This window comes from Bacillus cereus group sp. N21 (genome assembly GCF_016483395.1).
Taxonomy (GTDB): Bacteria; Bacillota; Bacilli; order Bacillales; family Bacillaceae_G; genus Bacillus_A; species Bacillus_A pseudomycoides.
Genome location: NZ_JAEHBX010000014.1, coordinates 87,223 through 104,289 on the forward strand (window position 1 = coordinate 87,223; position 17,067 = coordinate 104,289).

A 17,067-nucleotide genomic window follows, 5' to 3' on the forward strand; every position below is an offset into this window, starting at 1 on the left:
GTATATTTCGATATAAAATGTCAAAAGTCCTCTTTGTTTTTAGAAAAATTTTTATATTCAATTTCATCATTACTTGTTTAATCCTGTTTGAACCTGTCGATAATGGATGTGGAGTGAAAGGATGGTACGAATGAAGTGGCTTGTAATTGGAATTGGCATTCTTCTCTTGCTCATTTTACTTATACTATTGTCGAAAATATCGCTGAAAGTGACATTTTTATATTCAGAAATAGAGAAACAATGTTTATTTCAAGTGAAGATATGGATGATTCGATATACATTTGATGTGCTGGAAAGAATGGAAAAACAGCAAAAAAAGACTGAACAAAAAATCGAAAAGGCAGAGAAAGATGGCGGTATGGAAAATAAAATCATGGCACAACTTGATAGTATTGGGGAACTGATAAAAAAGCTTCAAGAGATCCATACTATCCTTAAAGGTTTTCTTAAAAAAGTGAAAATCAATAGTTGGAAATGGCATTCACAAATTGGAACAGGCGATGCGGCTAGTACTGGAATTGTCACCGGGTATGCATGGGGGACAAAAGGAATGGCTGCAGGGATCTTGGGACAATATACACATGTTATTGATATACCGGATTTTGAGATTACACCTGTTTTTCAAGGGAAGGGATTCGCATCAAGGTGTGAGTTAACAGCTTCCTTTCGTATATATCGTGCCGCAGTGGCAGGAGTGAAGTTACTTTATTTTATGAGAAAACAAAGATCTGGTATAACAGAAAAATCTGTTCAAACATAAGGGGGATAATAGAATGGATCATCCAATTCAAGGTTTAATGACAACTGCGATGCAGCATTTAAAACAAATGACTGATGTAAATACAATTATCGGTGATCCGATTAAAGCGGCGGATGGAAGCGTCATTTTAACGGTTTCTAAAGTAAGCTTTGGATTTGCTGCTGGTGGGAGCGAATTTGGAAAAGTAGAGAGCTCTGGTCGTCATCCATTTGGAGGCGGGAGTGGTGGCGGTGTTTCAATTAACCCTGTCGCTTTTCTCGTTATAAATGGACAAGGCGTAAAAGTGTTACATTTAGATAAACAGACACATGTGATTGATAAGATCATTGAGTTAGCACCACAAGCTGTTGATAAAGTGAAGGAAATGATGGAGAAGCGAAAAGGCGATGAACCAGAATTTGAAATCTAACAGCGAAAAGAAGCTAATCGATTGATTAGCTTCTTTATTTTTTTTGTAAATAAAGCGATTTTGTTTGCATTCTGTATAGGGACAAACTATCATTTACAGTGTACATATTTTGTTTAAATAAGGGAGGATTTTCAAGTGGCAAACGTAACTTTTAAAGGTAACCCAATCACTTTAGTTGGAACAGAAGTTAAAGTTGGCGATCAAGCGCCAAACTTCCAAGTATTAGCAAATGACTTATCTCCAGTAAGTTTAGAAACATACAAAGGTGAAGTAAAATTAATTAGTGTTGTACCATCTATCGATACAGGTGTGTGCGATGCACAAACTCGTCGTTTTAACCAAGATGCAGCTGGTATTGAGAACGCAAAAGTACTAACAATTAGTGTGGACTTACCATTCGCTCAAAAACGCTGGTGTGCAGCAAACGGCTTAGAAAACGTAGCAACACTTTCTGATCACCGTGACCTTTCATTCGGTGAAGCTTACGGCGTAGTAATGAAAGAGCTTCGTTTACTTGCTCGTGCAGTATTCGTAGTAGACAGCAACGACAAAGTAGTTTACGTAGAATACGTAAGCGAAGGTACGAGCCATCCAAATTATGAAGCAGCATTAGAAGCAGCAAAAGCTGCGAAGTAATGAAGACGATCTCTTATAGAGGTCGTTTTTTCTTGTCAGGCGTGTTGTATATTGTCGAACGGTCGATATATTTGAAAAAGCGTCGATATAATTTAGCGGTCTCATGACATAGAGGCTGCTTTTTCTTTTGGGAAAAAATTAGATTACCCCGCATTAACGGGCAGTAAATCTCCTACCTTAAGGTGCAGTAGCACAAAGAAGCTAGTTGGGAGATAAACTGCCCGTTAATGCCCGATTGGTGAGGGCTAATAATCAGTGGGGATGAAGAAACCTCCCCACTGATTAAAGTTTCACTTTATGGTATGATATAAGTTATGTGTAATTGACAGAAGGAGGAGTGTATGTGAGTCAGACAGTAGAAACATTATTTTCTATTTTTGATTCTTCTACCGTAATTTTACGTAAAGAATTAGATGTAACATATTTAGAAGCGCTTGTGGAAACAGGGGATAACCTGTTTGAAGGAGCGGTTCTGCAAGAGGGATTATCTGAATCAACAATTGAACGGTTGAATCGTGAATATAGTAAGTTTAATGAAGAAAAATATAAAAGCGAGGAACTTCGCAAAGCATTTCAGCTTGCCATTTTAAAAGGAATGAAAGATGGCATACAAGCCAATCATGAAATGACGCCTGATGCAGTTGGGATGTTTATGAACTACTTGTTCCACAAATTTATGAAGGGTCAAAAAGAAATCACGGTGTTAGATCCTGCTATTGGAACAGGAAACTTAATGACAACAATCTTTAATGGTGCTCAAGAAGGGACAACGATAAGTGGATTTGGTGTAGAAGTGGATGACTTACTCGTTAGGCTTGCTTTAGTGAATGCAAATTTACAAAAGCAAGCAATTGAGTTCTTTAATCAAGATGGGTTAGCGCCGCTATATATTGATCCAGTTGATGTGGTTGTTTGTGATTTACCAATCGGGTTTTATCCAAACGAAATCGGTGCAAGTGAATATACTTTAAAAGCAGATGAAGGAATGTCTTATGCACACCATCTTTTTATTGAACAAAGTGTAAAACATACAAAAGAAGGTGGCTATTTATTCTTCTTAGTACCAAACTTCATCTTTGAAAGTGATCAAGCACCAAAACTACATGCTTTTATTAAAGAAACAAGCTATATTCAAGGATTATTACAGCTTCCTGTTTCCATGTTTAAAAACGAGAAAAATGCAAAAAGTATATTTGTTCTCCAAAAGAAAGGTCCAAATGTAGTGATGCCAAAACAAGCGTTATTAGTGGAATTACCTAAGTTTTCCAATATGAAAGCAATGGAGAATATGATGGCTCAATTGAACAGTTGGTTTGCAACTCATAAATCGTAATGTGTGTAACAGAATTATTCTTAGATATAGTACAGTTTTGTATTGTGCGTAATAATTTTAAATATATACAAGATAAAACTGAATTTTTTTGAAATCTGTAATATATATTTTTTCTTGGTGTTACAATTTTTTCACTTGAAATATATGTCGTACGATGTTTAAATTAAATTCGTGAGTATAAAATTTACTGGGGATGAAACGTTTTCATCTTTGGTACATTTAATCAGATAAAATCGAGCGGTTTGTGGTCTTATCCACACAACTACCAAGAGAAAAAAGGGGCGAAAGACTAGATGTCAAAAATCATCGCGATTAATGCAGGAAGCTCTTCCTTGAAATTCCAATTATTTGAAATGCCAAGTGAAACAGTACTAACAAAAGGTTTAGTAGAACGTATCGGTTTAGAAGATAGTATCTTCACAATTACTGTGAACGGTGAAAAACAAACAGAAGTAACAAGTATACCAGATCATGGAGTAGCAGTTAATATATTACTTAACAAATTAACTGAAAACGGAATCGTAAAATCTCTTGATGAGATTAGCGGTATCGGTCACCGCGTTGTACACGGCGGTGAAAAATTTGATGATTCTGCTTTAATTACTGACGAAGTATTAGCGGAAATTGAAAATTTAAGCGAATTAGCACCACTTCATAATCCAGCACACGTTGTTGGTATTAAAGCGTTCCAAGCAGTACTTCCGAACGTACCAGCAGTTGCAGTATTCGATACAGCATTCCATCAAACAATGCCGGAAGAATCTTTCTTATACAGCTTACCATATGAATACTATGAGAAATACGGCATCCGTAAATACGGTTTCCACGGAACTTCTCATAAATATGTAACACAGCGTGCAGCTGAATTATTAGGTCGTCCACTTGAAAGCTTACGTTTACTTTCTTGCCACTTAGGTAACGGTGCAAGTATTGCAGCTGTAGAAGGTGGAAAATCTATTGATACTTCTATGGGCTTCACTCCACTTGCTGGTGTAACAATGGGTACACGTTCTGGTAACCTTGACCCTGCGTTAATTCCATACATCATGCAAAAAACAGGACAATCTGTAGAAGAAGTTCTGAACGTATTAAACAAGAAAAGTGGTATGCTAGGCCTTTCTGGATTCTCTAGTGACTTACGTGACATCGAACAAGCGGAAAAAGAAGGAAACCACCGTGCAGAAGTAGCGTTAGATGTATTCGTAGAGCGTATTCATAAATATATCGGTTCTTATGCAGCTCGTATGAAAGGTGTAGACGCAATCATCTTTACAGCTGGTATTGGAGAAAACAGTGCTCTAATTCGTGAGCGTGTATTAGAAGGCCTTGAGTTTATGGGAGTATACTTCGATCCAAAACGTAACAACATTCATGGCGAAGAAGCATTCATCAGCTTCCCACACTCTCCAGTAAAAATTATCGTAATTCCAACTGACGAAGAAGTTATGATTGCTCGTGACGTATTACGTCTTGGAAACCTTGGTTAATATATGTAAAAAAGACGGGATCCTATAGGATTCCGTCTTTTCTTTTTGTGGCAACAAATTTCGTTAGTCCATTTGGATACAATACTTTTTCTTGATTCAGAAATGCTGTAATCGGAATCCACGTCGCATATGTATTGGGTTCTCCGTCTATAATAGGAATTGTTTTGATCTCATAAAGCGATGTATCTACAAAATGAAGAGAATACAATTGAATGATCTCATGGCCGATTTCTTCGTTTGCGTAAAAGATATTTTCAAGACATCCTAAGTAAGTTGTAATTTCTACTTGTTCATTAAGTTCTTCCTTAAATTCACGAATCACTGTTTCATCTGATTTCTCTCCAAATTCAATAGAACCGCCGAGTGGTCTGTAATACGTTTCACTTTCCGTAAGATACTCTTGAACGAGAATTCGTTCGTTGTGAAGTACAATTCCAAATGCCTTTGCGCGTGGGTACATATAGTAACCTCCCATGTACTGGATAAATATATGTTTAGCTTATCAGATTTACAAAGAAAAACCGGAAATATGTTACAATAGAAAAAAATTGAGCGAGGTGGTTGTTACGATGCGATCAAAGCGAGAACAAGCCATTTTACAAGATGTTAAAAATTGGGAAATTAAATTATTAGAACAGGAGCCTACCGATTTTCAAAAGGTATTTGATAAGTGGTTGCATAGTACTGTTGCAAAGTTTCCTGAGAAAAAGCGAAAAGAGTTTTTTGCGAAAGTAGACGGATGGTTATTCCATCTCCATGCATTGATTCAAAGTTCACAATCACAGCTTGATGCAAGAAATCGTATTTTAGGAACAGCACGGTTGTTTGATGAATCGGTTGAGCAGCTGGAAGAATTGAAAGCATTATCCATTGATCAATTAACATACATAGCAGAGCAGCAGACGGCGCGTCATCGTTTATATTCTTTCGTACAGGGAGGTACAACCGGAGTAGGTGGTTTGTTATTATTAACAGCTGACTTTCCTGTCATGATTGCATTAAATGTAAAGGCGGTTCAGCTTATTGCAACATCGTTTGGTCATGATGTGAACAAGCCTTATGAAATGATGCTCGCTTTAAAGGTATTCCATGCGGCATTGTTACCAACAAGGCTCCAGCAATATGCTTGGTATAACTTACTTCAAGAACTAGAACAAGAAGATTCGTTCTTTTATGAAGGAGAAGAAGAAGTATTAAAACCAGCTTCTACAGAAGTTGTGTTAAAACAAATTTTGAAGACTTTTTCTATTTATGCGCTTCGCCATAAACTATTTCAAGGCATTCCTGTGTTAGGAATTGCAATTGGTTCTACGGTGAATTATCGTTTAACACGGAATGTAACAGAGTTTGCAAACAGGTTTTATCAAGTGCGTTACATAGTAGAAAAAGAAAAAAGAGCATAAAAAAGCGAGAGGCCGGAGCCTTTCGCTTTTTAGTTTGTTGCATGTTGTTTTGACATTGGAATAGATACTGTTTTCTTTTCTTTTGCTGGATAATAAATTAAATCGAGCGTCTTTGCCTGTAGGGCAATTGAAAGAATAGTAAAAGCAATTTCTGTCCAAGTTAAATAATATAATGAAAGTGCAAGCACGATCGCATCAAAGACGAAGAAAATCTGACCAATTGTAAAGCGAGTTCTTTTACTTAGTACAATTGTTAAAATATCGTCGCCGCCGGTTGCACCACCAAATCGCAATATAAAACCGAGTCCAATACCAGCTAGCACACCGCCCAATACTGCGGCTATCCATAAATGATTTGATAAATCTACCGTGAATGGAGAATAGTTTTCCATTAAAGAATAAAACACTCCGAATGAAATTGAACCCATAAATGAATAACCAACCATCTTTTTACCTAAAAATGTAGCGCATAGTAAAATGATCGGGATATCCATCAATACAGTTGAAATTGACGGTGAAATATCAAAAAAGTTTTGTATAAATAGCGCGATTCCTACAAAGCCACCTTCTGTTAAGTGGTTTTGAAAATGAATGTGATATAGTGCTGCAGATAGGATAAATGAACCGATTAAAACCATAAAAATTTCTTTAATAATTTGTCGACTTTGGATGTTCCTCATCGTTATTCCTTCTTTCCGTAGTTAGTAGTTCTTTTCGTCTTGTAAACTAACTACGAGCCTTATAGCTTTCAGTTAGTTTACATCAAACTAACTACGCTATATATCGCTGAAGAAATAACGAATAATCCTCTCGTCCATCAATTCTCCCTACTTTCGTTTTAGTTTAAGCCTAAAAACGACTAAACAAAACGTGGAGTAGGATTTGTTATTTAGCAATCCTGCCCTCTTCTTTGTTTTGTTTAGCAATGATCAATGCGACTTAAACAAAACGCTATGTGTAAGAAGAGTCTTTTCGTTGCCAAATTATCCTTCGGGCAATCATAATTTCCCCACTCTCGTATTTTTTTCGCTAGACTAAAGGATCTGAGCTGAAAAAGTACGCTACGTGTAAGATTCGTCAATTCGATGCCACATGCTCCTTCGAGCGATCATGATATCTAAATCCTTTCTGTAAAAGATTTTATATTATTATATCATACTTTCAAAAAATGTATGCGGATGTAAACCGACAATAACCGGAGAAAAACTACAGAATTTGTCGATTTACAAGAAGCATGCTGTTATTCTTAAATGTTTTTGTAGGATAGTCCTAGTTGTTTAGAAATTGGAAAATGGTTCTAAGGGTTTGTCCAATAAGTGATGGAAAGAATCATTGAAGTTTAATCGTCCGTTTTTGGGGTATCATCTTTCTCTTTGAAGAAAGCATCCCAACTAATGACACTAAGAAGAGTTAAAATGATAATAAATAAAGCTTTCATAAGATTCTACCTCCGTTAGAGTAGTGTTTTTCTTACAAACTTTTTTCATTAGTATATGAAAAAGAGGACATGAAATGTGAATTTTTCACAAAAGTAAATCTTTATGAGATGATATTAATATAGATTGATGGAGGGGAAGAATATAGCATGTTCAAGGATATGTTTAAAAGAAAAGAATTGAAGTGTTCTGCTTGCCAGAGAAAGATTCAATATGAAGAAGAACTTGTTAGTTGGACCGTTTGATGTATGCTTGGCTAAATCAGCACAAGAAGTATATTGCAAAGCTTGTTATAAAGTGAAACTTTAATCAGTGGGAGGTTCTTCATCCCCCATTGATTATCAGCCCTCACCAATCGGGATTTTACGGGCAGTTCATCCCCCGCCTAACTTCTTTGCTTTTGCTGAATTTTGAGGTGGGGGTCTTACTGCCCGTTAATGCGGGATAAAAAATGAAATGAAACGTATTTCTCGTAAGCAGGAAGGATTTTTTGTAGCGATATCATATTTTAGTGGTTTTTCCTATATAACCCAATTATAATTGAAAACGTAATTTACTACAGGGGGTAATATCGTTCACAATGAAAAAAATTTTTTTGATTATCTCATCGTTACTATTAATTTTAACAGCTTGTAGTACAGATGGGTTTGTCTCATCTAACTATGAGCACATTGAAACAATGGAAAATGATTTAGGTGATAGTGCTCAGGTCTACACAGTGGAAAACAAAACTGTAAAAGAAGTGGCGCAAGAAATTATTGCTAATGAAAAGCCAAAGTATGTTTCGAAAGAAAGTGATACAGAAATGTTTATTCTGTATCCTGAAAGTTCCAATGAAGAATTTATCCAAATCACTCAGGATCCAATAAATTCAAATCATACAGTTGTTGAGGTAGCAAATGAAGATTTTGCTGAAAATAGTTATGATTTCTCTTTACTTGAAACAATGGGTGTATTAGGTGTTGCTGCTACGCTTTATGGTTGGAATAAAGCAGATTTTGATAATAAGAAAAAAAGAAGTGGTTACAGAGGATACGTAAGTGCTTTTAGCAATAATCCTGCTAATTTCCAAGAGGAAGAAGGCTCGAGTTCTTCAGGATCTGGCGGTAGAGGCTTTTCAGTGAACATTGAAAAAAAATCATCAGAGAGCGGCTCCATACGAAGCGGGAGTACAGTTCGTGGCGGTGGCCCAGGAACAGGGAAATAGGGGGATATGGTTTATGTTTAATGAAATTTTAGATGTACAAGAAGTATTACATACGCTTCTTTATTTTGTTGTTTTATTAGGTGTAACAATCATTTGTATGTTTATTTTTGAAATGATTACACCGTATAATGATCGGGAGCAGTTACTAAAAGGAAATAAAGCTGTTGCCATTCAGTTTTTTGGAAAAATAATAGGGATTACGTTAATTATGAAATCAGCTATTGCTACGAATGATTCTCTTCTTGGTGCGGCAATTTGGGGTGTTATTGGTTTTGTACTTATGCTAATTGGTTATTTTATCTTTGAGTTTCTCACTCCGCGCGTTCGTGTTGATAAAGAAATTGAAAGTGGAAATGTTGCGGTAGGAATTATCGCTGCAAGTATTTCCTTAGCAATAGCATTAATAACATCGGGAGCTATTTCGTAGAAGAACTTGCCAGCGCAGGTTCTTTTTTCTATGAAACAATGAAAATATATTTTATTCTGATTAAATGAAAAGAGTTTATCTCGTTTTATCGGACGGTAAGTATCTCACCTCAATATTCAGAGAGAGCGAGGAATATAGGTGGAAGATAACTGCCCGTTAAAGCCTGATTGGAGCGGACTTTCCATCAGCGGGGCCTTCACTGGTGGAAGTTCTACTTTATTAAAGGAGTGCAGGTATGACAGAAAAGGAAAAATCGATTCAGAAAAGAAGAATCTTCACTTCATCAGGGATTGTATCAATTTGTGGCATTGTATATCAGGTTTTATATGGAGCAGCAGGTGGATATTTGTTTGGGGATTCTACGCTTTTTTATTGTTTAACGATAGGGCTCTTTTTAAGTGGCATGGGTATTGGAGCGATGCATAGTGAAAAATTTCATCGTCACTTATTATCGACGTTTATTGTAACAGAATACCTTATTGCCATTATTGGTGGATTTTCTATTTTTATGGTTTTCTTTATGCAAGCTCACTTTGGTGACGGGACAGCTAAAATTATCTTATATTCCATTATTGTTGTCACAGGTTATTTAACTGGTTTAGAATTACCGCTTTTAATTCGGAAATCAGAAGAAATTAATGCTGATTTAAAGGAATCTACTGCAAAAGTGCTTTTCTTTGATTATGCGGGCAGTTTAATCGGAACCGTGACGTTTGCTTTATTATTGAGACCAATGTTAGGTCTTATTAAGACAGCCTTTTTCATTGCGCTCATCAATATCCTTGTTGCGGTATGGTTAAGCTTTGTCTTTAAAAAAGAAATGAATCATGTTTACTTACGAGTTACTGGCATGATTTTAACGATTATAATAGCACTGGGTTTTCTGTTTGGAGAAAGATATGCGTATACATTAGAAAATAAGTTATATCGAGATCCGGTTGTATTAAAAAAGCAAACAAAATATCAAAAAATTATTATGACGAAAGGCCCTGGAGATGTACGGTTATACCAAAACGGACAGCTGCAATTCTCAGAGGCTGATGAACATAGATACCATGAAGCTTTAGTACATATTCCGATGTCTCTCGCTCCTAAAAAACAAAATGTTTTAGTATTAGGCGGGGGAGATGGTTTAGCGACGAGAGAGATTTTAAAATACAAAGAGGTAAAAAGAATTACTTTAGTTGATTTAGATCCAGAGATGATTAAGCTAGCTAAAGAAAATCCTCATTTACTACGATTAAATCAAAATTCATTTCGTTCTAGTAAAATGAATTTTGTTAATGATGATGCATTCAACTTTTTAAAACAAACGAATGATTTTTATGATGTAATCATCATTGATTTACCCGATCCCAATAATGAGGCACTGAATAAACTTTACACATGGGAATTTTACAGTCTTGTTAGAAATCATTTATCTCAGGAAGGATTTGTTTCCATCCAATCTACGTCACCAGTATTTGCAACAGAAGCTTTTTGGACAATTAGTAAGACAGTAAAATCTACAGGACTATATGCAAAAAATTATCATTTAGATATCCCTTCATTTGGAAATTGGGGATTTACAATTGCGTCTAGAGAACAATTTAAAATAAATAGTATGAAGCTTACTGTAGATACGGAATATTTGGCAGAAGAAATGATTCCATCTCTATTTCAATTTGGGAAAGATGAAGATGAGATAATCACAAAGAATGGGGAGGTAATTGAATTACCGGTTAACCGTTTGAATGAGCCCAATTTATTAGACCTATATGAAAAGGGATGGAATTACTATTAAAAAAGCATCTATTTGTAGATGCTTTTTTATTTGGCTTATTATTGATGCGCTTTCCCCTCAGATACATTTTGAGTAAGGCGATACCAAAGCCATAAATCGTTAATGATGGAGGCAAGATCAGCGATTTCAGAATTGAGGCTACAGGAAATTTCAAAGTTTTCTTCGTTATTTAAACGATGTTGTTTTTGATTAATATGATATTCAAGTTCTTTTATACGATCAGGTATTTTTCCGCGAATTTGTTCCCACTTTAATAAAATAGCATGCTGCATTTTTTCAGGGATATCTTCCCATTCTACTTGTAAGTCAGGTACTTCTATTCCTAGGTGTTCATCGTATATAAAATATTGTTCCATATAGACACCCCCATTTTCTGTTTCCATTGTATCGAAAAAAAGAAAGAAGTTCGATGGAATTGTTAGAATTTTTTTTGCTAATATCCCTTGATTCATTTTGTGAAAGGTGTTAAAGTTTGAATTAATATTAATGATAATGAATATTTATTCTTTAGGGGGATATGAAAATGGAGAAGAAAAAAGTTGTTCTAGCATATTCTGGAGGTCTGGATACTTCCGTTGCAATTAAATGGTTACAAGAGAAAAATTACGATATTATTGCGCTTTGCTTAGATTTAGGGGAAGGTAAAGATTTAGAATTTGTAAAAGAAAAAGCAATTTCAGTAGGTGCTATTAAATCTTATATGATTGATGTGCAGGAAGAATTCGCGAATGAATATGCATTGATGGCATTGCAAGGTCATACGTTATACGAAGGGAAATATCCACTTGTTTCAGCATTATCACGTCCGTTAATTGCGAAAAAACTAGTAGAAATCGCGGAGCAGGAAGGGGCAAGTGCTGTTGCACATGGATGTACAGGAAAAGGGAACGACCAAGTTCGTTTTGAAGTTTCTATTCAAGCATTAAATCCATATTTAGAAGTGATTGCGCCGGTACGTGAATGGAAATGGTCACGTGAAGAAGAAATTACGTATGCAAAAGAAAATGATGTACCAATTCCAATCAATTTAGATAGTCCGTTTTCCATTGACCAAAACTTATGGGGACGTAGTAATGAATGTGGAATTTTAGAAGATCCATGGGCAGCACCCCCAGAAGATGCATATGAAATGACATTAGCACTAGAAGATACACCGAATAAACCAGAGTTTGTAGAAATTGGTTTTGAAGCAGGTGTACCAACGACGTTGAATGGTACGGCTTATTCACTTTCAGAACTGATTAAAACATTAAACTCCCTCGCTGGAAAGCATGGGGTTGGACGTATCGACCATGTAGAAAATCGTCTTGTTGGGATTAAATCACGTGAAGTGTATGAATGCCCAGCGGCAATGACATTACTTACAGCGCATAAAGAATTAGAAGATTTAACACTTGTAAAAGAAGTCGCTCATTTTAAACCGATGATTGAACAAAAATTAACAGAATTAATTTATAACGGTTTATGGTTCTCACCTTTAAAACAAGCACTTGCTGCTTTCTTACAAGAAACGCAAAAATCCGTAACAGGCACAGTACGTGTGAAATTGTTTAAAGGTCATGCAATTGTAGAAGGACGTAAATCAGAATACTCTCTATATGATGAAAAATTAGCGACATATACAGTGGATGATGAATTTAACCATGATGCAGCAGTTGGCTTTATTTCTTTATTTGGTCTTCCAACAAAAGTATACAGCCAAGTGAATCAAAAGAAGGTGGAAGCGTGAGCAAACTTTGGGGAGGGCGCTTTACAGCAGAAGCAGAAGAATGGGTCGAGGAGTTTGGAGCTTCCATCTCCTTTGACCAGCAATTAGCGAATCAAGATATTGAAGGTAGTATTGCGCATATTACGATGCTGGCGAAACAGGGAATTGTAACAAAAGAAGAAGCAGAGAAAATAAAAGAAGGTTTACAACATTTACTAGATGAAGCAAAAGAAAATAAGCTTGCGTTTTCTGTCCAAGCTGAGGATATTCATTTAAATATTGAAAAGATGTTAATTGAAAAAATCGGTGAAGTAGGGGGCAAGCTTCATACAGGCCGAAGTCGTAACGATCAAGTTGCTACAGATATGCACTTATATTTAAAGGAAAAAGTGCAGGCCATCATAAAGGCTGCGAAGAAGTTGCAGAAGGTTCTTGTTCATCAAGCAGAAGAGAATATTGAAACGATTATGCCGGGATATACACATTTACAACGTGCACAGCCAATTTCGTTCGCTCATCATGTACTTGCATATTTTTGGATGTTAGAGCGCGATGTAAATCGTTATGAGGATTCACTGGGGCGTATTAATATTTCTCCGCTTGGCGCAGGTGCTCTTGCAGGGACGACATTTCCGATTGACCGTGCGTATAGTGCGGAGCTTCTCGGCTTTGAAGGAATCTATGAAAATAGCTTAGATGCGGTAAGTGACCGTGATTTCATATTAGAGTTTCTTAGCAATTCATCCATATTAATGATGCATTTATCTCGCTTTTGTGAAGAACTCATTTTATGGAGTAGTCAGGAGTTTCAATTTATTGAAATGAGCGATCAATATGCAACAGGAAGCAGCATTATGCCGCAAAAGAAAAATCCTGATATGGCTGAACTTATTCGTGGTAAAACAGGAAGAGTATACGGCAACCTATTTAGTTTATTAACGGTAATGAAAGGTTTACCGCTTGCTTATAATAAAGATTTGCAAGAGGATAAAGAAGGAATGTTTGATACGGTGAAGACAGTGGAAGGCTGCCTGCACATTATGGCTGGTATGCTAGAAACAATGACTGTAAATAAAGAAAAAATGGGGCAAGCCGTAAAACAAGACTTCTCTAATGCAACAGAAATTGCTGATTACTTAGCAAGCAAAGGGCTTCCATTCCGTCAGGCACATGAAATTGTCGGAAAGCTTGTTCTTCATTGCACACAAAAAGGAATTTATTTATTAGATGTACCGCTAGAAACATATCAAGAGATGAGTCCGTTATTTGAAGAGGATTTATATGAAGTTCTTTCTCCTTATGCAGCAGTGAAACGTCGTAATAGTGCAGGTGGGACAGGGTTCGAACAAATTCAGAAAGCGCTGGAAAAAGCGAAGGTGCTAGTGGGAGAGACCGTAAATTTATAAGGATGAGAGGATACTAAGTTCCATACAGGAACCAAGTATCCTCTTTTTTATTATATTTCCACTAGCAAAAGATATAAGTATGCTAACGGAAAAAAGGAGTTTAGTAATCTTAGGTTGAAATTTGGATAGATGAAAAATTTAGTAATGCAAGGAGCGTCCATTATGCCAACTTATTAAAGAGTTTACTTCAAAGGAAATTCAAAAAGAATAGAGAGGTAATACTCTATGTTATCTATAAAAGATATTGAATTACAGATAGAAGAAAAAGTGCAAAATAAAGCAGTGTTTGTAGACGAAGATCAGTACTATCCTTGTTTTCCTATCACCTCTTCCATATTTTATGCAGGAGAATACGGACTTCTTCGGTTTACAAAGAATTTAGATGAAACTTCAGTCTTATCTATTCAAGATGCCTGGCATTTGGAATATGTAGGAGAAGAAGTAAAGATAAAGTGAAACTTAAACTTAAATCAGTGGGGGATTCAGCCCTCACTGATTTAGTGCTTTTATACTTCAATACTACGTGCATGCATCATTTTATAGATATTTTCAATGATTAAAAAATGATGGTTCTCATGTATCGCTAAAAGTTGAATGGCTTGAATTAGGTTTGGATACTTAGCGATTGGATCCAAAAATACAATGTGCCCCGCGATATTTTCTTCTATATTCTGAACGCATACTTTGATTGCATTTGTTTCGTTCACTAGCAATCGTTCTAGTTCTTTACCATCCATAGAATAATAGATTTTTTTTGATGGTACTAAAATCCAAGGAGCTTTCATTCCTTTACCGTTTTTTTCTTTGTATTCTGCATAGATGTCATGTATTTCAGTTGCAAACGGGGCATTTCTTCTTATCTTGGCATAGGGAAGAAGTGTGAAAGAAAACTTAATGGAAGTTTTTAGCATTTTTGTAATTAAGTACAGGTGGTAGAGATGTTCCCCAATCGACCATTTCCCATTTTCATTTCGATGCCATAGTTCTTCTTGCGGAAGTGATTGTAGTTTAGGGAGAAATTGAGATCTTTGCTGATGTAATGTATGGAAATGTTTTGCGATACTTTCAGATTTCATTTATTAGACTCCTCCATTCTATTACACGCCAAATCTTCAAGCGTATGAAAGGTGATGCTTCAGCGATACGGTGAGATGAATTTATGTATTCATTCTGATTTTCCTAATTATACCATTAGTGTGGCTGTTTTGTGTTTCAGAAGGGGAATCTATGCTAAAACAACTCTTTATCTGGAATAGTATGTTTGAAAATCTAAGTTTACCGCATCGCCATCAACGTAAGAAAAAGGAGAGCGCATGATACGATGTACTCTCCTTTTATTTTTTAGAAAACATGTTCATATAAAGCTTGCTTGTCAATCTGGAAATACTATGGCAGTATATAAGGAACATCCCTATTTCTTGTGAATTTCAAGTTCGTAATTGTTATGTTTACGAAGTTATAAAAAAGGGAATTGAAAGTAATTTTTATAATGGAGGAAATAAAAAAATATGCAAAGATTACCAAACTGCCCGAAATGTAATTCAGAATACACTTATGAAGATGGAAGTCTTTTTGTTTGTCCAGAGTGTGCTCATGAGTGGGCTTTAGAGTCAGAAACTGAAAACAGTGAAGATAAAAAGATTGTTAAAGATGCAAATGGAAATATCTTAAACGATGGTGATGCTGTAACAGTAATCAAAGACCTGAAAGTAAAAGGAACTTCATCAGTTATAAAAATAGGTACAAAAGTAAAAAGTATCCGTTTAGTTGATGGAGATCATGATATTGATTGCAAAATTGACGGTTTTGGAGCTATGAAATTAAAATCTGAATTTGTTAAAAAGGCATAAAGATAATCATATAAAAGTGATTGAAAAGACGTTCAGTAAGGTGATTTTGTCACGTAATGAATGTCTTTTTATTATGAAAAAAGAGGATATACGTTTGTATATCCTCTAATAAGTGTAATGTTATGTCATTTTTCCTTATTCATATTTATGTCTGTTTTCTGTAATACGAATATACTCAATATCCATCAAATCACGGAGGAGTGCACCATGGCTCAGCTCAACGCCATGTTTTTCTTTAAAATGCGAACAGATCGTATCGAGCATTTCCAGCTCTTCATCATTTACATCTAAAATAATTCGTTCGTGATCTCCCATGTAGTAGCCCTCGTTTCGTTTTTTCTTAGCGTAACCGAAATTTCCTTATTGTATAACAATACCTGTATTTTATATGTTAACATTTCGTTATTAGGACATTAAAAAAGAAGGGAAGATGAAGTTGTTTTATAGGTTTGTTATTATTTTATATACGGCTATTATACTTAAATATGCTTTTCCTGCCATTGTTACTTTACAATATATAAAACCTACGTATATCGCCCTATTTATTTTTTGTATACTTGTAATGGATTGTTGTATTTCACTCTGGATATATAGAAAAAAGCAGAAACAAAATGAACAAGAGAGGCAACGGACAAAGCGAAAAAAAACGTTTTGGATGATGACATATGTTTTTGTTTTTCCAATAGTTCTGAGTTTTGTAAGTGAACGTATAGCGGAAAAGGGATTCGATTTAAAGCTTGGAGCAACAATGTTTTTCTATTATTTCTTTTTTCACTTTATTCCTTATATGAGTGAAAAGAATGGGGAAGATGAGGATCCTTTTGAAAAAGATATAAAGGAACAAGAGGATAGAATAATAGAAGAAGAAATGGAGCAACTTGCTAAACAAAAATGGTATTTCAATTCAACACTTATCTTCATTCTTTGTTTGGTTACACCACCAATTGGTTATTTATATGTAGTTCTTTTACGAAAAAAAATGACATACTATGCGAAAATGAGTTATTTGACACTTGCAACCATTACAATGGGATTATGGGCAATGAAGTTTTTACCGTCATCCTTATATGCAATTGTCATAGTCTGTATAGCATGTTTTATATTTATTGGAAAATACATAAAATAAAAAAACACCAAGTCTGCATTGAACTGTACCCCGAATCGTGGACACTTAAAAAAAGTCCATGCTTCGGGGTTTTTGTGTATCTTTACACTCATTCCT

General features: G+C 35.5%; 19 protein-coding genes. 14 read left to right on the forward strand and 5 right to left on the reverse strand.

Features of this window, described 5'->3' with window-relative positions:
* The first annotated feature begins 121 nt into the window (after positions 1–121).
* The 5 genes from JDS96_RS10755 to JDS96_RS10775 all read left to right on the forward strand — a co-directional run bounded on the left by JDS96_RS10755 (position 122) and on the right by JDS96_RS10775 (position 4,625).
* Positions 122–760 (forward strand): DUF2953 domain-containing protein, encoded by a 639-nt coding sequence (locus tag JDS96_RS10755; protein WP_199666770.1) that lies wholly within the window; start codon positions 122–124, stop codon positions 758–760.
* Positions 761–773: 13 nt separating this feature from the next.
* Positions 774–1,169, forward strand: coding sequence for a GerW family sporulation protein (gene ytfJ / locus JDS96_RS10760; RefSeq protein ID WP_006096135.1), 396 nt, complete (start codon positions 774–776; stop codon positions 1,167–1,169).
* A 135-nt stretch (positions 1,170–1,304) separates the two neighbouring features.
* The gene (gene tpx, locus JDS96_RS10765) at positions 1,305–1,805 is read left to right on the forward strand and encodes a thiol peroxidase (protein ID WP_003201032.1); all 501 of its coding nucleotides are present in this window, start codon (positions 1,305–1,307) and stop codon (positions 1,803–1,805) included.
* Positions 1,806–2,148: 343 nt separating this feature from the next.
* Positions 2,149–3,138, forward strand: a complete 990-nt coding sequence (locus JDS96_RS10770; RefSeq protein WP_199666771.1) for a class I SAM-dependent methyltransferase — start codon at positions 2,149–2,151, stop codon at positions 3,136–3,138.
* 293 nt (positions 3,139–3,431) lie between these two features.
* Entirely contained in the window at positions 3,432–4,625 is a 1,194-nt protein-coding gene (locus tag JDS96_RS10775; RefSeq protein WP_003201037.1) for an acetate kinase, read from the forward strand.
* Between the two features lie 22 nt (positions 4,626–4,647).
* Here the strand turns inward: JDS96_RS10775 and JDS96_RS10780 are convergent, their stop codons facing one another.
* Complete coding sequence (locus JDS96_RS10780; protein ID WP_199666772.1) at positions 4,648–5,085, reverse strand: NUDIX hydrolase; 438 nt, start codon at positions 5,083–5,085, stop codon at positions 4,648–4,650.
* A 109-nt stretch (positions 5,086–5,194) separates the two neighbouring features.
* On the opposite strand from JDS96_RS10780, the gene JDS96_RS10785 reads away from it, so the two are divergent.
* Positions 5,195–6,028: an EcsC family protein gene (locus JDS96_RS10785; RefSeq protein ID WP_033796459.1), complete on the forward strand. Its 834-nt coding sequence runs from the start codon at positions 5,195–5,197 to the stop codon at positions 6,026–6,028.
* Positions 6,029–6,057: 29 nt separating this feature from the next.
* Here JDS96_RS10785 and JDS96_RS10790 read toward each other — a convergent pair whose 3' ends face one another.
* Positions 6,058–6,708 (reverse strand): YitT family protein, encoded by a 651-nt coding sequence (locus JDS96_RS10790; RefSeq protein WP_003201042.1) that lies wholly within the window; start codon positions 6,706–6,708, stop codon positions 6,058–6,060.
* 1,336 nt (positions 6,709–8,044) lie between these two features.
* On the opposite strand from JDS96_RS10790, the gene JDS96_RS10795 reads away from it, so the two are divergent.
* The 3 genes from JDS96_RS10795 (at position 8,045) to JDS96_RS10805 (ending at position 10,881) form a co-directional block, all read left to right on the forward strand.
* Positions 8,045–8,671, forward strand: a complete 627-nt coding sequence (locus tag JDS96_RS10795; RefSeq protein ID WP_003208702.1) for a DUF4247 domain-containing protein — start codon at positions 8,045–8,047, stop codon at positions 8,669–8,671.
* 13 nt (positions 8,672–8,684) lie between these two features.
* Positions 8,685–9,098, forward strand: a complete 414-nt coding sequence (locus JDS96_RS10800) for a DUF350 domain-containing protein (protein ID WP_006096142.1) — start codon at positions 8,685–8,687, stop codon at positions 9,096–9,098.
* A gap of 235 nt (positions 9,099–9,333) precedes the next feature.
* On the forward strand, positions 9,334–10,881 hold the full coding sequence (locus JDS96_RS10805) for a polyamine aminopropyltransferase (protein WP_003201050.1): 1,548 nt from the start codon (positions 9,334–9,336) through the stop codon (positions 10,879–10,881).
* Between the two features lie 38 nt (positions 10,882–10,919).
* Here the strand turns inward: JDS96_RS10805 and JDS96_RS10810 are convergent, their stop codons facing one another.
* Positions 10,920–11,237, reverse strand: a complete 318-nt coding sequence (locus tag JDS96_RS10810; RefSeq protein WP_016116621.1) for a hypothetical protein — start codon at positions 11,235–11,237, stop codon at positions 10,920–10,922.
* A 167-nt stretch (positions 11,238–11,404) separates the two neighbouring features.
* Here JDS96_RS10810 and JDS96_RS10815 point away from each other — a divergent pair, with 167 nt between their 5' ends.
* The 3 genes from JDS96_RS10815 (at position 11,405) to JDS96_RS10825 (ending at position 14,451) form a co-directional block, all read left to right on the forward strand.
* A complete protein-coding gene (locus JDS96_RS10815) occupies positions 11,405–12,610 on the forward strand; it encodes an argininosuccinate synthase (RefSeq protein ID WP_199666773.1) in 1,206 nt (401 codons plus the stop codon).
* Positions 12,607–13,995, forward strand: a complete 1,389-nt coding sequence (gene argH, locus JDS96_RS10820; protein ID WP_199666774.1) for an argininosuccinate lyase — start codon at positions 12,607–12,609, stop codon at positions 13,993–13,995. Before JDS96_RS10815 ends, argH begins: the two co-directional genes overlap by 4 nt.
* A 225-nt stretch (positions 13,996–14,220) precedes the next feature.
* Complete coding sequence (locus JDS96_RS10825; RefSeq protein WP_199666775.1) at positions 14,221–14,451, forward strand: hypothetical protein; 231 nt, start codon at positions 14,221–14,223, stop codon at positions 14,449–14,451.
* Positions 14,452–14,501: 50 nt separating this feature from the next.
* Here the strand turns inward: JDS96_RS10825 and JDS96_RS10830 are convergent, their stop codons facing one another.
* Complete coding sequence (locus JDS96_RS10830; RefSeq protein ID WP_199666776.1) at positions 14,502–15,071, reverse strand: DinB family protein; 570 nt, start codon at positions 15,069–15,071, stop codon at positions 14,502–14,504.
* 432 nt (positions 15,072–15,503) lie between these two features.
* Between JDS96_RS10830 and JDS96_RS10835 the strand changes: the two genes are divergently transcribed.
* The gene (locus JDS96_RS10835) at positions 15,504–15,845 is read left to right on the forward strand and encodes a zinc ribbon domain-containing protein YjdM (RefSeq protein ID WP_098217292.1); all 342 of its coding nucleotides are present in this window, start codon (positions 15,504–15,506) and stop codon (positions 15,843–15,845) included.
* Positions 15,846–15,980: 135 nt separating this feature from the next.
* Here the strand turns inward: JDS96_RS10835 and JDS96_RS10840 are convergent, their stop codons facing one another.
* Positions 15,981–16,160, reverse strand: coding sequence for a hypothetical protein (locus tag JDS96_RS10840; RefSeq protein WP_000502255.1), 180 nt, complete (start codon positions 16,158–16,160; stop codon positions 15,981–15,983).
* Positions 16,161–16,275: 115 nt separating this feature from the next.
* Between JDS96_RS10840 and JDS96_RS10845 the strand changes: the two genes are divergently transcribed.
* Positions 16,276–16,971, forward strand: coding sequence for a hypothetical protein (locus JDS96_RS10845; RefSeq protein WP_003201066.1), 696 nt, complete (start codon positions 16,276–16,278; stop codon positions 16,969–16,971).
* Positions 16,972–17,067 lie beyond the last annotated feature (96 nt).

Bases quoted from the DNA above. Each gene is read 5' to 3' on its own strand.
- JDS96_RS10795 (WP_003208702.1), top strand. From the start codon at position 8,045: ATGAAAAAAATTTTTTTGATTATCTCATCGTTACTATTAATTTTAACA.
- JDS96_RS10840 (WP_000502255.1), bottom strand. From the start codon at position 16,160: ATGGGAGATCACGAACGAATTATTTTAGATGTAAATGATGAAGAGCTG.
- JDS96_RS10835 (WP_098217292.1), top strand. From the start codon at position 15,504: ATGCAAAGATTACCAAACTGCCCGAAATGTAATTCAGAATACACTTAT.
- JDS96_RS10800 (WP_006096142.1), top strand. From the start codon at position 8,685: ATGTTTAATGAAATTTTAGATGTACAAGAAGTATTACATACGCTTCTT.
- JDS96_RS10805 (WP_003201050.1), top strand. From the start codon at position 9,334: ATGACAGAAAAGGAAAAATCGATTCAGAAAAGAAGAATCTTCACTTCA.
- JDS96_RS10825 (WP_199666775.1), top strand. From the start codon at position 14,221: ATGTTATCTATAAAAGATATTGAATTACAGATAGAAGAAAAAGTGCAA.
- ytfJ (WP_006096135.1), top strand. From the start codon at position 774: ATGGATCATCCAATTCAAGGTTTAATGACAACTGCGATGCAGCATTTA.
- JDS96_RS10810 (WP_016116621.1), bottom strand. From the start codon at position 11,237: ATGGAACAATATTTTATATACGATGAACACCTAGGAATAGAAGTACCT.
- JDS96_RS10845 (WP_003201066.1), top strand. From the start codon at position 16,276: ATGAAGTTGTTTTATAGGTTTGTTATTATTTTATATACGGCTATTATA.
- JDS96_RS10775 (WP_003201037.1), top strand. From the start codon at position 3,432: ATGTCAAAAATCATCGCGATTAATGCAGGAAGCTCTTCCTTGAAATTC.
- JDS96_RS10785 (WP_033796459.1), top strand. From the start codon at position 5,195: ATGCGATCAAAGCGAGAACAAGCCATTTTACAAGATGTTAAAAATTGG.
- JDS96_RS10830 (WP_199666776.1), bottom strand. From the start codon at position 15,071: ATGAAATCTGAAAGTATCGCAAAACATTTCCATACATTACATCAGCAA.
- JDS96_RS10815 (WP_199666773.1), top strand. From the start codon at position 11,405: ATGGAGAAGAAAAAAGTTGTTCTAGCATATTCTGGAGGTCTGGATACT.
- JDS96_RS10755 (WP_199666770.1), top strand. From the start codon at position 122: ATGGTACGAATGAAGTGGCTTGTAATTGGAATTGGCATTCTTCTCTTG.
- JDS96_RS10790 (WP_003201042.1), bottom strand. From the start codon at position 6,708: ATGAGGAACATCCAAAGTCGACAAATTATTAAAGAAATTTTTATGGTT.
- JDS96_RS10780 (WP_199666772.1), bottom strand. From the start codon at position 5,085: ATGTACCCACGCGCAAAGGCATTTGGAATTGTACTTCACAACGAACGA.